This is a genomic window from Hominimerdicola aceti (assembly GCF_025567495.1).
GTDB classification, from domain to species: Bacteria; Bacillota; Clostridia; order Oscillospirales; family Ruminococcaceae; genus Hominimerdicola; species Hominimerdicola aceti.
The window spans coordinates 338154-352222 of record NZ_JAOQJZ010000001.1; the positions used below are offsets into that span (position 1 = coordinate 338154).

Below are 14069 nucleotides of genomic sequence, written 5' to 3' on the forward strand. Positions count from 1 at the left end.
CTTATTTCTCCTAACTCCTATCGTAAGAAAGGCATCTTATATCATACTGTATTATTATACCGCCAAACGAATATGATGTCAATGCAGGTGCCGTAAAAAGCTTGTAAAATCGCCATAAAACAAAAAAACTCCCGCCCGAAGGCAGGAGCAGGTCGTCTTGAAGATCAGATCCCGATATATTCCTTAGCGGTCTGGCATATATTTGCACAGTTATTCGCAAGGACGCTGTTGTCTTGTGGCAGATTGGGCAACATGATAAGCCAAAAAAGAATGAACACCATTATGAGCATAAGCGTAGCACCAGTCAAAAGTATCAAAGCGGCTGAACGCTTTGATTTCAGTGTTGTATGTACGTCGCTGCACAATTTTTCGGCGGGCTGTGCATTTTCTTTTTCCTCGTTAGGAATACGTTTTTCTTGCTCTTTTTTACACTCAGTACACAACATATACTTTAAACCTCCATAATCTATTTTTACTTCATTAACTATTATACCACATTCTTACCGTCTTGTGTTAAGCTGGCAGCTATAATTTACAGAAATTTCGACTAAACTTTTTGTAAATTGGTAAAACTTTAAAACTTGTCATGCGCATATAATCTATCTTCATCAACAAAACCCCTAAAAGAATGACTTAACAAAATCAAATATTGATATATTTCTGCTATTGACAAATGATAAGCGTATGTTATAATTACTGTGTGTGGAAAAATCAACGAAAATATGTTGTAATTAGCTTTATGTGGAGGAAGTAAAAATGGTAGACAATGTACGTCGTGAATGTATCATGTCAATGTATGAGATATACCCTCTCAGCAGAAAATTGGTATTTGATACGTTTGATAAGAAAAAGTATGATATAACAAGAACTCAGCAGATAATAATGCTGTCACTATGTATTGAGGGAACGCTCACAATGTCACAGCTTGCAAGCAAGATAAACACTTCTAATGAGCAGGCAACAAGGGCTGTGGCACAGCTTGTTGACAAGGGCTTTGTTATCAGAATGCAAAACCCCGATAACCGCAGAGTTATCAACATCAGGCTCACTGACGAAGCTATGCGCTTTATGGAAAAGATGAAAAACGAGATACTTGATGATATACTTGGTAAATTTTCCAGTGTCTCAGATAGTGATATGAAAAAAATGAAGGACGCACTTGTATTTATAAATAGTATACTTAAAAAGGTGCTTAAATAGGAGGCTGTTATGACAAAGGCGAAGAAAATAGTCAGCCGTTGCGAAAGCTGTGTGAATTACGTTTTTGATGAGGATTGTGAATGTTACTGCTGCATGGTCGATCTTGACGAGGACGAAGCATACAGATCAATGAGCGACAGCGAATATAGCTGCCCTTATTACAGGCTTGATGATGAATATGCTGTTGTGAGAAAGCAAAATTGATGATAGATCGGTGAATCCATGAAATTTGCCGATTTTTTCTTGCTTTGTTGAACGCGTAAAGTTCGAAAGCTTGTCAATATAGATGTGTAAAGTTTGTTTGCTTTGCAGTGAACATTTGTCGCTAAACAAGGACCAATCTGGGGTTGAATTAATATTTGGCTAATGATAGAAAGTTATTTATCAAAGTTTACAAAATATTAATAAATACAGTATTAGTATACAATGTTAAAATATTGACTATGCAGGTTGCTATAATCAAAACAGGAAAGATTTTTTGGGGGAAAGTTGCAATTAGCGTAAAAACGCAGGTTTAGTATTGTTTCATGTTCAAGGCTAATAAATATGCCGTTTTATCATCTGCCGGCACTATAAAAATGATAAATCAATATTGTGTAAACTATCAGTATATTTATATGTAATAAAATACAAATATGATATATTGTGGGATTGACAAATGGAAAATCAAGTGATATAATACTTGTAATTATATAGGCATACTGCGTCGGAGGTGAGGCTTTTGAAGGATAAGGCGCTTGAAAAATTGTCAAAAAATGAGCTGCTTGAGTTAATGCTTTATCTGCGAAAAGAATATGATAAGCTTAACGCAGAGAATGAAAAGCTTCTTCAAAAGCTCGAAGATAAAAAAAGTATCACTGACCGACTTGACAGGCTGGAGCGGCAGGTAGCTGCACTGACAGGTCACAAGCTGGTTGTTGAGCAGCCGGTAGCGGAGGAAGATCATGGCAGCAGATAGCAAGAACGAGGTGTTAAAAAAACCTGAGCTTCCTGATGTCCAGACACTTGAGCGGGTGGTAAAAAAGCATCATGAAAGGCGGGAATATCTGAGGATACTCCGCAGCACCGTGGCGTCGCTTCTTGTTGTGGCAGCGGCAGCAGTGATCATATCAATGTTATTTTTGCCTGTTTTGAGAGTAACGGGTACAAGTATGACGCCGACTTTGCATGACGACGAGCTGGTGGTGTGCAGAAAGCGTGGAAGCTTTCAGAAGGGCGATATAGTTGCGTTCTATTATAACAATAAGATACTGTTGAAACGTGTTATCGCTACAGCAGGAGATGTGGTGGATATCAAGGAGGACGGTACTGTTATCGTCAACGGAAAAACCTTGAATGAGCCGTATGTTGACGGCAAAGCTCTGGGAGAATGTGATATCGAGTTGCCTTATCAGGTGCCTGACGAGAGAATATTCGTTATGGGCGACCACAGATCTACGTCTGTTGACAGCCGTACAAAGAGGATAGGCTGTATTGCTGAGGAAGCAGTGCTTGGAAAGGTCTCACTGAGGATATATCCTTTTAAAAGGATAGGCACAGTGGACTAGCGTTTATCATAAATAGTGTATAAATTCGGAGGGAGTGATCCGTTTTGCAGAATTTTAACGGTAAAGTTCGGCAATAACTAAAAGAAAATGAAAGGAAAAAACGCAGCCGCTTGTTCGGTGTGGTGCTGTCTGTAGTTATGACAGTGTCGGTGCTGGCAAGTCTTGTTATGCCTGCAATAAGTGCCACTGAGGGTACTTCCGTGGCAGGTGGAGATGTTTCCTATAACGGCGGAAGCTATTCTTATAAGGATGCGAATAGCGTCACGATAAAATCCTATGATGCGGTCGGTTCAGGAAAAGACCAATCTAAAAAGATCGAATTCAATGTAGAATTTGATTTTGACAAGGGCGAAATGACCAATAGGTATATTTATTTCCCTATCGACGATAATGTTAGCCTGCCCGAGGGCGGTATACCGTCAGACGGAACCTGGGGCGATGTCGAGGATACTCACTTCGATGAAGGACATGGAATTTCAGGTAAGTACAGAGTCGACGAGATAGATGGAAAGAAGTATCTTTTTATTGAGTTTGACGAGCGATATCAACATAAAAATGAGAAGGACGCTATAAGCGGTAAGGCAAGCTTTGAGGGTAATGTAAAGCGTAAGGATACAGATACAGGTGATAAGACCACTGTTGAGATAGGCGGTCAGACGGTTGAAATAGACGGTTTTACTCCGCTCACTATGTCTGCCATAAAGGACGCAAGCGAAACTGCTGACGGAGTTAGGTGGACTATCACAGTGGACAATCCTGCAAAGAAGCCTCTTGACAGGATCGAGGACGAGCTTTTTAAGGATGCCGTTGACGGAAGCTTCACTGTTTCACCTGAGGGTGCAGGAAGCTATGACGCGTCAAGCGGAAAGTTTGTTTTCAGCGATGGATTCAGCGAAGAAAATGTTACCATAAGCTACACGACTCCATATCCTACAAGCGACCCGAATTTCGTTATGTCAGGTAAGGTGGAAAACAAATCCACCACATATGATAAAGACGGAAATGGAGTAAAAGCAGATAAAACTATTTATTCTGAGTCAAAGAAGGATAAGATCTCAAAAACAGGCAAGAATGTTGACTACGACAATAACGAAGTCACATGGGAAATTGTTGTAAGCAACCCTAGCGGTGCAGACCTCAAGGGCTATCACCTTTATGATGAAGCATTCCCTGATGCAAAGCCAGGAAGCTTTGCACTTAAAGCTGATGATGGTTCAGATGTAAAGTACACACTTAATGGAAACACGCTTACGTTTGACGATAAAACAACAGCGTCAAAAATTACTATCGAGTATGTGACAGCTATCGATCCTGACAAGGCGGAAACTACAAATACAGTTAAAATGCAAAGACCTGATAAAAGCCAACCATGGTCTGATATCACATCAAGTGAAACTGTTTATAATAGGTATCAGATATCAAAAAGTGGTTGGATAGATAATAACACGTTAGGTATACTCAAATGGGAAGTAACTGTTAAATGTAATGACAAAAATTCTACCCTTAAAGGCAAGACAATAACTGATAATATGCTTAAAGCAGGACAGATTGTCAGCATAAAGGTTGGAAATGATACCTTTGATGCAACAGTTGCAAGTGACGGTGAGCTTGTTTTGCCTGACAGAATAGGTGACAATAACGAGGTAGTTATTTCCTATGAAACAAAGGTTGCTGACTATGATCTTGGCGACCCTGACAGCAATGGAAATTATGCAGTGAAAAATACTGCAGGTATTGACGGATTCCATTCTGACAAGACAGTTTATTATAAGCCTGTAAACGAGAAGTCAAAAACAGTTCTTGACATTTCTCAGGACGGAAGCAGTGTTACATATAAGTGGCAGGTAGAGGTCAAGCAGACAAACGGTTCCTTTAGGGGCAAGACTATAAGCGATATAATGAACGCTACGTCAAATGATGGCAAGTCAATAAAGAGCGTTCTTGACACTGATTCCATTATCATGTATGTTCAGAGAAATGGAACAGGAAGCTATGAACCGCTTGACAGTTCAAATTACACTGTAGTACCTAATGACGACAACACTTCGTTTGAGATAAAGTTCAATGATAGTGAAGAATTTGACAATATAAACCTTGTGCAGATACAGTATAGCAGTACCGTAGATGTAACAGGTCTTGACGAAGGTACTATTATAAATGTAAATAACAAGGCTACTTATAAAGGTGAAATATTCGAGCCTAGTGCAGATAAGACTAAGTTTACTATAGGCGACAGCTCCAAAGCGCCTTATGAAAAGTATGACGCTGCAAGCAGTGTAGCAGGCGACACAGTGCATGATCTTAGCAGCCTGCCTGTTGTTACTGTAAATGGTGTTGAGTATTACAGGTTTGATTGGCGGCTTGATATCAACAAGGACGGCACTTATAAGCGTAACGATAATGTCGAGATCGTGGACACGCTTCCGGCGGGAATGATATTCTACGAGAACAAGGATTATCTCAAGTATTCATTTGGAAATAGTTCTGATAAGTATGATTTTGCACAAACAAATCAGTTTGAATATTTCTATGATAAGACAGCCAATACAGTAACTTTCAAGACTGCATGGAATCAGCAGGACGCTTGGACAGCTTACTACAGTACACTTGTAAAGGTCGATGATGTTAAGAATGGTGTTTACAAGAATGGTACTGCAGCGTTCAAAAACACAGTTCAGGATAAAGCTGGAAAATATCCGGAGAGAAGCCAGACGCAGACAGTTAAGGAAAAGAACTTGAAGAAAACTTCTTCTCCGAAGTCCACCGGCTGTGAGATAACTTATACCATTGATGTTAACCCTAAAAAGCTTAAATGCTCAACAAACGGAATGATAACTCTCAACGATGTTATCAAGTGCGGAGGCACGGCTGTAGTTAAGACAAAGGACGCTCAGGGTAACATTCAGACAAAAACGGTAAGCATAAATGGCAATTCCGCTGTTGACATGGATCTGAAGTCTATCAAGGTATTTGACGCAGATACGGGTGCAGAGCTTGCTGTGAGTGATTACAGTTATGTGATATCAGATCCGGAGGCAGTTGACAGCACAGTTTCTTGCAGTGCAGATGTTATTACCAACGAAAAGGGCAAGTTTATCGCTAACTTTATTCCAAGTGAAAGTATTGTTGGCGCTAAGGGTACTATTGATCTAACTTTGCCTGAAGGCTACGAAAACGGAAATATAAAGAGTTACTATGTGGCTTATGGCTATATGGACGGCAACAGCTTCAAAGAAGTAAAAGCCTTTGCCAACAAGAAAAACGAGTGGTCAGATTTTGGCTCAAGCATATCCGTCCCTGTGGAAGAGGTTTCTTCTGAGAAGGCGGGCGGTGTTTTCAGAGTCGAATATGAATACAGGGATGGCAACGGCTTTTCAAACACTGAAGTCAGCAATGAAAAAATGCTTTCAGCTGTAAAGTGTTCCGCACTGACAGCGAAGACACGAGATTTTGTAAAGAAGCTTGAAATAAACGTTCCAGATCAGCGTCACCTGAAATTAGTTTACGTTTATACAGGAAGTCCTGCAAATGATGAGGACGCTGAGAACGATGGCTATAAAGTCCATGTGTTCAATAATATATCATTTGACACAAACGGCTCTGCTGTAAATGACAGTGAAGATAATGATTCCGAGTTTGAGTTGATAAATCAGTCAAAGGCGTCATCAACAACTGTTGAGCCATTTAAGCTTATGAAGGTAGACAGCGGAGACTATAGTATTATGCTTAAGGCTTCTTTTGAGATCTACAGATACACTAAGCTGGAAAATGGCACATACGATTGGCTCCCGGCAGTAGATTTCAAAGAAAATGCTGCGAAAGACAGAAAATCAGTTATCTGGGGAAGTTCGGCGCAGGATAAGGCGCAGACATTCAATGTAAATGCTGACGGGTCATACAACCTTGACCTTGAACCTGCCGCAGGCACCGGAAATACTGAGGGTCATCTTTATAAGCTTATAGAAAAGCAAAGTCCAGAGGGTTATCTTCTTGACGAAACTCCTATATATTTTGCTTTTAAAGTGCGTCCGGCTGTAGTTCCAAGTGAAGTCGGTGAGGACGGATATCAGTTCGTGAAGAACGGAGATATGTTCAGAGTAACAAATCTGCTGAAAGAGTTTAAGATAACTGCAAGCAAGGTTTGGAGCGATGGAAACGGCAATCATTCGGCAGAGAGCGTAAAGTTTCTTCTTGGCTCGTCTACAACTAAGGTTTTAAGCGGTGTTCCAGATGATATTCAGTGGGGCAGTGCTGAGGTAACTCTTAACGAAGCTAACAATTGGAAACATGAGTGGACAAAGCTTCCTGGATATACAAAGGTCGGCAATGATTACAAGCAGCTTTACTACTATATCAAAGAGATCGATCTTGCAACAGGATATGAGGCTGTATACAGTGCAACGGCAATGAGCAAAAACACTGATGTTACAGTTACGAACGTCAAGGGACTTAACATTACGAAGGAATGGCGTGATGAGTTAGGAAACAAGCTTGCTGACAGTGAGCTTCCTGCCGGTATCGACAAGATCGAGGCAGATGTTTATGAGTCCTCTGTTGCACCAAATTCAGCCTCAAGAGTGAATGGAGATAACGGAATACCAACAGATTGCAAACTTATAAAAACTGTTTCTCTGGAAAAGTCTAAGAATTGGACGGTAACTCTTGACGGCCTTGACAAGGACAAGTATTACTATGTTCTTGAAAAGAATATACCTGACGGCTTTGGCGTTACGTATACTTATTCAAATAACGGCAGTGCCACGGGCTTTGATACGATCGTCAATACCAAGAACCCGCAGAAGGTAGAAAATATGGATGTTCGCCTGCAAAAGGCATGGTCTGACGGCGATAGCAATACCCATACCAATGATAAGGTAACGTTCAATATCTATAGGTCAACAAATAAGGCTGACGTGCCTGAAAAATATAACAAGTTTACAGGCACAATGGATAAGGGACAGAATGTTAAATTCAAGATCCTTACAAGCAATGGTACAGAAATGGCTCAGAACGGAAGCTTTGCCTCTGAGTATGCCATGTATGGCTCGGCTAAGTTCAGTTTTGATATGACAAAGTCATGGATAAATATCGGTGAAACTGAGGGACGTGTTAGAGTTCTTGACAGTTCAGGAGCTGTTCTGGCTGACATCTATAAGTCAGGTGAAAATTGGGTGGACGGCAAGGCTATACCTATATGGAGCGGTGATAGCAAGTATGTCAGCGTTAGTGATTACGTTACACCGTCTTGGGACAAGAGTCAGTTTGTTCTAAATCTGAATAATATCACTTCAGATATTACTGTTGAAGTTACACTTAAGGGCGATAGTGGCTGTTCATACGCAGTAACAGCTAATGATCTTGGCACACCTGAGAAGACGAACGTTACACCTGTTCCTAATAAAGATGCGACACCTAGCGGTGAAGTATTCTTGTGGAAGCAGATAACGCTCACGGCTGATAACAACTGGTCAAATGCCGTTTCTCTTGAAAAAAATGACATCAAGGGCAATAAGTATTACTATTGGTTTGAGGAGATAGACGTGAACGGTCAGCCGATAATCACATCGTCATACAAAGCTTACTACAGATACAATGGCTCAGAAAATGAGAATTGCATTGATATGACAAAGAACGGTGATCAGTATGTTCAGGTCTATAACAACTCTGAGGAAACTTTGGGAGAGCTGCCTGAAACAGGCGGCATGGGTGTTATCCCATTCGTGGCAGCAGGCGGAACAGTCACTGTTGCTGCAACAATACTTTTAGTTACAAAGCGTCGCAAAAAAACGCTGTAAATAATCAAATATGAAAGGATAATTAATTGTGAAGATGAAGAAATTCGCAGCTCTTGCTGCTGCAACAGTTATGTCAGTTTCAGCTATTGCTGCAACATCAGCATTCGGAGTATTTGCTACTACTGATGCTGGCGTTAATAACATTGTTATCAAGGATTCTGATACAAACAGAGTATATAAGGCTTATCAGATCTTTGACCAGGCATCTGCAACAAATACTATCAAGTGGGGCAAAGGCATTAATGGCGATGCTCTGCTTACCAGCCTGAAAACTTCTGGTCTTAGCACTTATATGTCTCAGTTTGACAGTGCCGAGAGCGCAGTAGACGTTGCAAAGATAATATCAGATGCAGATCATTGGACAAAGGAAGATACTGCAAAGTTTGCAAAAGCCGCTTCTGCCTGCATCATCGACAATAAGTCTGTAACCGCCTATGAAGATAACGGTGAGTACACTATTCCACTTCCAAATGCTGGCTATTATCTCGTTGTCGATGCAACAGAAAATAATGGTGTTGATAAGGCTAACTCAGCTCTTATCCTTAACGTTTCAGGCACAACAAACGTTACTCCAAAGAAGACGAAGCCAACACTTACAAAGCAGATCAAGCACAATGAGAATGACTCATGGGGCGATGTTGGCGACAACGCAATTGGTGACGATGTAGAATTCAAGATCACAACAACTATACCAAGCGATGTATCAGCTTATGACAAGTATACATACACAGTTCGTGACCAGCTCAGCGAGGGTCTTACATTCAATAATAACCTTACTTACAAATACTATGACGCTAGCGGCAATGAGATCACTCCTGTTACAGTAGGTCCTAACACAACTGTAGGTGTTGATGATCCAAGCACTGCTGATTTCAAAGAGACATTCTATGTTACTTTCGATATCAAGGAGCTTCTGAAAAAATATCCAAATGTTGATAAGATCGAAACTCTCTATTCTGCTAAACTCAACGAGAACGCTAACGTTGTAACAGGTACACTTCCTAATTCAAAAGACAATAACCCTAACACAGCTTATCTGACATATTCAAACAATCCTCAGGACACAACAGGTAAGGAGAAAGGTGAAACACCTAAGGTTACAGTTTATGACTGGACATTCTCACTTGTTGGTAACAAGGTAGACGAAAAGGGCGAGCCTCTTGCAAATGCTGCATTCCAGCTTAGAAATGTTCATGGCGATGCTATCAGACTTGTCAAGATAGAAGACAATGTTTACAGACTTGAGATTGGCGATGAGGCAGGCTCTGTAGATACTATCTGGACAGACGCAACAGGTAAGTTCACTATCAAGGGCATTGATGATCAGACAACTTACAAGCTTGTTGAGACAGAAGCTCCTGCTCAGTATAACAGAGCTGATCCATATGAGTTCAAGTTTGACACAACATATGATCCTGCTAATACGCTTCAGTCCATTCGTATGCTCGACGGCACTGATTCAGGCACAAGCGGTTCAACAGTTAAGATCATAAACCAGAAGGGCGGCTCACTTCCAACAACTGGCGGTATCGGTACTCAGATCTTCTACGGTGTAGGCGGAGCTATCGTACTGGGCGCAGGTGTGCTTCTCATTGCTAAGAAGAGAGCTAAGAACGACTAATTTTTGAATTTATTTTACCTTTGTCCTGCCGATCTCGGTCGGCAGGCATCAGGGAGGACTCCATGAGGAAGAAAAGCGGTAAATCAACTACAATTTTATTGGTCTTGTTATTGCTTGTGGGGCTCTCCGTGATGTTATATCCAACAATAAGCGATTGGTGGAATTCAAAAACGCAAAGCCGTGCGGTGGCGACTTATCAGAAAGCGGCAAATGACCTTTCTGACAAGGAGAATGAAGAGATACTCAGCCAAGCCAGAAAATATAATGAAGAGATAGCAAAGCTTGCCCGACCTTTTGTGGATTATGATAAGGTCAAGGGCTATGAGGATATCCTGGATATCACGGGGACGGGTGTTATGGGCTATATTTCCATTCCGACTATAAGGGTGGAGTTGCCTATTTATCATGGCACAAGTGACGGCGTGTTAAATGTCGCTGTGGGACATCTGCAGGGTTCGAGCCTGCCTGTTGGCGGAGCTGACACTCATTCGGTAATTTCTGCACATAGAGGTCTGCCGTCGGCAAAGCTTTTCAGCGACCTTGATAAGCTTGCAGAGGGCGATGAGTTCACTATAACAGTGTTGAAAGAGGTCTATACATATGAGGTCGAGGCTGTTTATATAGTTCTGCCTAATGAAATGGATAAGCTGAACATTATTCCAGGTGAGGATCATGTTACGTTGACTACCTGTACACCATACGGAGTCAATTCTCACAGGCTTCTTGTTCGTGCAAAGAGAGTTGAAACTGCGGACGATACAAAGAGTGTTTCAAAAATAACGGCAGACGCTGTTCAGCTCGATTCTCTTGTGGTCGTGCCTTTTGTAGCAATACCATTGTTTGTGGTACTGCTTGTGTGGTGGTTTGTGGATTCAAAACGCAAAAAAATCTCTAATGATGAGCTTGTGGCAATGCTAGATAAGCCAGAGAGTGACGATAATGTTGAAAATCTACCTGATAAGGAGAGTAGCAAAGATGAAACTTAAATTTTCTCAGCTTGCAAAGGCTGTTTTGTGTACGGCGGCAATGGCTGTTTCAGCCTTGGGAAGCATGACGATCTCAGCTTTTGCAGCGGATAATATCAATGTGGATATAGTGTGCAAAAATGATACAACGACTGTTAGTAATGCCGAGTGGAGCATATATAAGGTCGGTGAGCGTAAAGAAGCTGACTTTGTCCTTACCGGAGAGTTCAGCGATTATCCTATAGATATGTCTGATTTTACTGACGCTTCAAAAATGCAGGCTGTCGCTGATACTCTCGACAACTACGCAAAAACCGATGGCATAACACCAGTTTCAACAGGCAAGACGGACGCAAACGGTGAAGTAAAGCTTTCTGCTGATTCTGTGGGTCTGTATCTTGTTTCAGGCAAGAGTTTTGAAAACACAACAGCTAAGTTTACACCTTCTCCGTCACTTATCGAGATAGATAAGGATATCGTGGCTGAGGGTCAGATAACAGTTTACACCAAGTTCACATACGAAGAGATCCCAGCAGGGGACAGTGATTATGGTGTAAGAAAGTCGTGGATAGTTCCTGATGGTCAGGAAAAGCTCATACCTGATAGTATCAAGGTGGAGATATATCGTGATGGCAAGCTTTTCGATACTGTTACTCTTGACGCTGACAACAATTGGGAGTATTTCTGGAAAGATGATACTGCGGCTGAGTGGACAGTTAAGGAGATAGATATTCCTGCCAACTACACAGTTGTTACCAAAAACAATGACAAGCTGTTTCTTATAGAGAACACATATAAGTCAGACAGTTCGAGTAATACAGATAGTAGTTCAAGCACACCTGACAGCAGCTCGTCAGGCTCTGATTCATTAAGCTCAACGCCTGACAATATACCACAGACTGGTTCGCTCAACTGGCCGGTGCCTGTACTTATAGGCGGTGGAGTTATCCTTATCGCGGCAGGCTGGAGAGTAAGCAGAAAAGAGAAATAAAGGCGAAACCACATAGGCTCGACTTTACAACAGGAGAAAAATAGTGACTAAAAAAAAGCTAGGACTTTTGTTGATAATAATGGGGATAATGCTGATAGCGGCGGCATTATCCCTTAATTATTACAACTATTTTCATGAAAAGCAAAGTAATAAAAGGATGGAGGCTGTGCTGAGTGACCTGAAAACGCAGATCTCAGACAGTGCAGGGGATAGCGACAGCAGTTCACCCTTTGACATTTTTGACGATAGTCGATCCATGGACAGCGAGATAGATGACCCGGATAAGGATATCGTGCTTGACGGCAACTCATATATAGGCTTGATTTCATTCCCGACACTGGGGCAGGAGTTTCCTGTGACTCGTGGCTGGAGCTATGCTGCAATGAATACCGCAGCTTGTCAGTACAGCGGCAGACGTGTAGACAATGATCTTATAATCTGCGCTCACAATTACACAGGCTTTTTTGATAAGCTGGATAAGCTCAGCTCAGGTGACGAGGTTATTTTCACCGATGTTTATGGCAGAGAATTTAACTATACTGTCACAAACAGCGAACTGCTGAGCGGCTGGGATTCGCCATCGCTCATAAAAGGTGGTGGCAGCGACTGGGATCTGACCTTGTTCACCTGCACATGGAGCGGTTACAGCAGAGTGACTGTAAGACTTGTTTATTCATAAATATATCAAAAACGCACAGAGTTCTACACCCTGTGCGTTTTATATTCCTGCGGCAAGTCTTATTTTTTTTATATCAAAAGTTTTTAGTTTGTCATCGTATATGCAGTGTCGTCTTGACTTTCTTGGGTGGCGGCGTGTATAGTCAATGGCTTCTTCAAGGTTGTTTGTTTGAAAAACTGGACGTTTCATTGCTTTGTTGTATACTGTGTATCTCATAAAAATACCTCCCAAATAATTGTTATAATTAATTATAACATTAATTGGTACGTTGGTCAATAGCAATATTGTACAAATTTAACCTATTAATCAGATATACATAAATTAAAACAGAAATCGACTTGTTTAAGAACAATTCACGACATAAGACGACATAATTCTACTTATAAAAATTATAGTGATAGTGGGATATTGTGCAAAAATGAGAATGGTTGGTCAATTTGACGAACGATAAAGTATAAATTTGTTTTGACAGCGAAAGTTGTAACACAGTTTTCATTGATTGATAATTAATTGAACATTCAAATATGGTATAATACCCTAAAGAATTGGAGAGAAGCGAGGAGTTATGGATAGCTTTGTGCGAAAATATGGAAGATATGTACCCTTTGCTTTAACTATTATCATAATATTTTGCTGTGCTCTTTTTCTGAAAGACCATGAGTTTTCTGAGATACTCAGTTATTGCCCGGACAATTTGTGGCTTGCCGCATTTGTTATTCTGGGGTTTTATGGATTGAAGTCTTTGTCGGTGGTATTCCCACTTGCGGCTATTTTTGTGTGCGTGGGTGCAATATATCCGTTCTGGGTGGGCATTTTGTTGAATGTAATAGGACTATCGGTGTGTTTTACTGTTCCTTATCTTGTGGGAAGAATATCTGGTGGCGATATCATGCGTGTTATTGAGATGAAATATCCTAAGGCACGAAAGCTTGTAAATTATGGGCATGACAATAATCTGTTCGCCTCCTACATTTCAAGGGCAGTGGTGGTTGTGCCGGGCGACCTTGTTTCAATGATACACGGCGCACTGCGAATGCCTTACAGACCATATCTTCTAGGCTCGATAATGGGAGTGATGCCTGAAATGCTTGTGCAGACATATATTGGAGCACAGTTGAAGCATTTGACAATAAAATCAGTGCTTGTGATGATAGCACTCATAGCCGCAACGCTGGCTTTTTCGCTGATACTTAATAAAAAGGTCAGCAGGAGCGGCAAGCAGATGGACAAGGAAGATTTTTGATATATGTACAAAAAAGCGGACTGATAAC

Annotated in this window: 12 protein-coding genes; 10 read left to right on the forward strand and 2 right to left on the reverse strand. The window is 41.2% G+C overall.

What is annotated here, in order from left to right; all coding sequences use genetic code 11:
* Positions 1-164: 164 nt before the first annotated feature.
* Positions 165-446, reverse strand: coding sequence for a hypothetical protein (locus tag OCV57_RS01735; protein ID WP_117923088.1), 282 nt, complete (start codon positions 444-446; stop codon positions 165-167).
* 310 nt (positions 447-756) lie between these two features.
* On the opposite strand from OCV57_RS01735, the gene OCV57_RS01740 reads away from it, so the two are divergent.
* The 9 genes from OCV57_RS01740 to OCV57_RS01780 all read left to right on the forward strand — a co-directional run bounded on the left by OCV57_RS01740 (position 757) and on the right by OCV57_RS01780 (position 12798).
* Positions 757-1200, forward strand: a complete 444-nt coding sequence (locus tag OCV57_RS01740) for a MarR family transcriptional regulator (protein ID WP_022288297.1) — start codon at positions 757-759, stop codon at positions 1198-1200.
* 9 nt (positions 1201-1209) lie between these two features.
* Positions 1210-1404 (forward strand): DUF6472 family protein, encoded by a 195-nt coding sequence (locus OCV57_RS01745; protein ID WP_022288298.1) that lies wholly within the window; start codon positions 1210-1212, stop codon positions 1402-1404.
* A 517-nt stretch (positions 1405-1921) separates the two neighbouring features.
* The gene (locus OCV57_RS01750) at positions 1922-2158 is read left to right on the forward strand and encodes a hypothetical protein (RefSeq protein ID WP_267300298.1); all 237 of its coding nucleotides are present in this window, start codon (positions 1922-1924) and stop codon (positions 2156-2158) included.
* Positions 2145-2747: a signal peptidase I gene (lepB, locus tag OCV57_RS01755; protein WP_022288300.1), complete on the forward strand. Its 603-nt coding sequence runs from the start codon at positions 2145-2147 to the stop codon at positions 2745-2747. Before OCV57_RS01750 ends, lepB begins: the two co-directional genes overlap by 14 nt.
* Positions 2748-2869: 122 nt before the next feature.
* The gene (locus OCV57_RS01760) at positions 2870-8542 is read left to right on the forward strand and encodes a Cna B-type domain-containing protein (protein ID WP_267300299.1); all 5673 of its coding nucleotides are present in this window, start codon (positions 2870-2872) and stop codon (positions 8540-8542) included.
* 34 nt (positions 8543-8576) lie between these two features.
* Entirely contained in the window at positions 8577-10163 is a 1587-nt protein-coding gene (locus OCV57_RS01765; RefSeq protein WP_267300340.1) for an isopeptide-forming domain-containing fimbrial protein, read from the forward strand.
* A gap of 131 nt (positions 10164-10294) precedes the next feature.
* Positions 10295-11149: a class C sortase gene (locus tag OCV57_RS01770; RefSeq protein WP_394804260.1), complete on the forward strand. Its 855-nt coding sequence runs from the start codon at positions 10295-10297 to the stop codon at positions 11147-11149.
* Positions 11139-12119, forward strand: a complete 981-nt coding sequence (locus tag OCV57_RS01775; RefSeq protein ID WP_267300301.1) for a Cna B-type domain-containing protein — start codon at positions 11139-11141, stop codon at positions 12117-12119. Before OCV57_RS01770 ends, OCV57_RS01775 begins: the two co-directional genes overlap by 11 nt.
* 43 nt (positions 12120-12162) lie before the next feature.
* Positions 12163-12798 carry a sortase gene (locus tag OCV57_RS01780; RefSeq protein ID WP_267300302.1) on the forward strand — a complete coding sequence of 212 codons (636 nt, stop codon included), beginning with the start codon at positions 12163-12165 and terminating at the stop codon, positions 12796-12798.
* A gap of 39 nt (positions 12799-12837) precedes the next feature.
* Here OCV57_RS01780 and OCV57_RS01785 read toward each other — a convergent pair whose 3' ends face one another.
* A complete protein-coding gene (locus OCV57_RS01785) occupies positions 12838-13014 on the reverse strand; it encodes a hypothetical protein (RefSeq protein WP_195246244.1) in 177 nt (58 codons plus the stop codon).
* Positions 13015-13363: 349 nt separating this feature from the next.
* Here OCV57_RS01785 and OCV57_RS01790 point away from each other — a divergent pair, with 349 nt between their 5' ends.
* A complete protein-coding gene (locus tag OCV57_RS01790; protein ID WP_046440726.1) occupies positions 13364-14041 on the forward strand; it encodes a TVP38/TMEM64 family protein in 678 nt (225 codons plus the stop codon).
* Positions 14042-14069: the final 28 nt, after the last annotated feature.

Bases quoted from the DNA above. Each gene is read 5' to 3' on its own strand.
- OCV57_RS01735 (WP_117923088.1), bottom strand. From the start codon at position 446: ATGTTGTGTACTGAGTGTAAAAAAGAGCAAGAAAAACGTATTCCTAAC.
- OCV57_RS01740 (WP_022288297.1), top strand. From the start codon at position 757: ATGGTAGACAATGTACGTCGTGAATGTATCATGTCAATGTATGAGATA.
- OCV57_RS01745 (WP_022288298.1), top strand. From the start codon at position 1,210: ATGACAAAGGCGAAGAAAATAGTCAGCCGTTGCGAAAGCTGTGTGAAT.
- lepB (WP_022288300.1), top strand. From the start codon at position 2,145: ATGGCAGCAGATAGCAAGAACGAGGTGTTAAAAAAACCTGAGCTTCCT.
- OCV57_RS01765 (WP_267300340.1), top strand. From the start codon at position 8,577: ATGAAGAAATTCGCAGCTCTTGCTGCTGCAACAGTTATGTCAGTTTCA.
- OCV57_RS01770 (WP_394804260.1), top strand. From the start codon at position 10,295: ATGTTATATCCAACAATAAGCGATTGGTGGAATTCAAAAACGCAAAGC.
- OCV57_RS01775 (WP_267300301.1), top strand. From the start codon at position 11,139: ATGAAACTTAAATTTTCTCAGCTTGCAAAGGCTGTTTTGTGTACGGCG.
- OCV57_RS01785 (WP_195246244.1), bottom strand. From the start codon at position 13,014: ATGAGATACACAGTATACAACAAAGCAATGAAACGTCCAGTTTTTCAA.
- OCV57_RS01790 (WP_046440726.1), top strand. From the start codon at position 13,364: ATGGATAGCTTTGTGCGAAAATATGGAAGATATGTACCCTTTGCTTTA.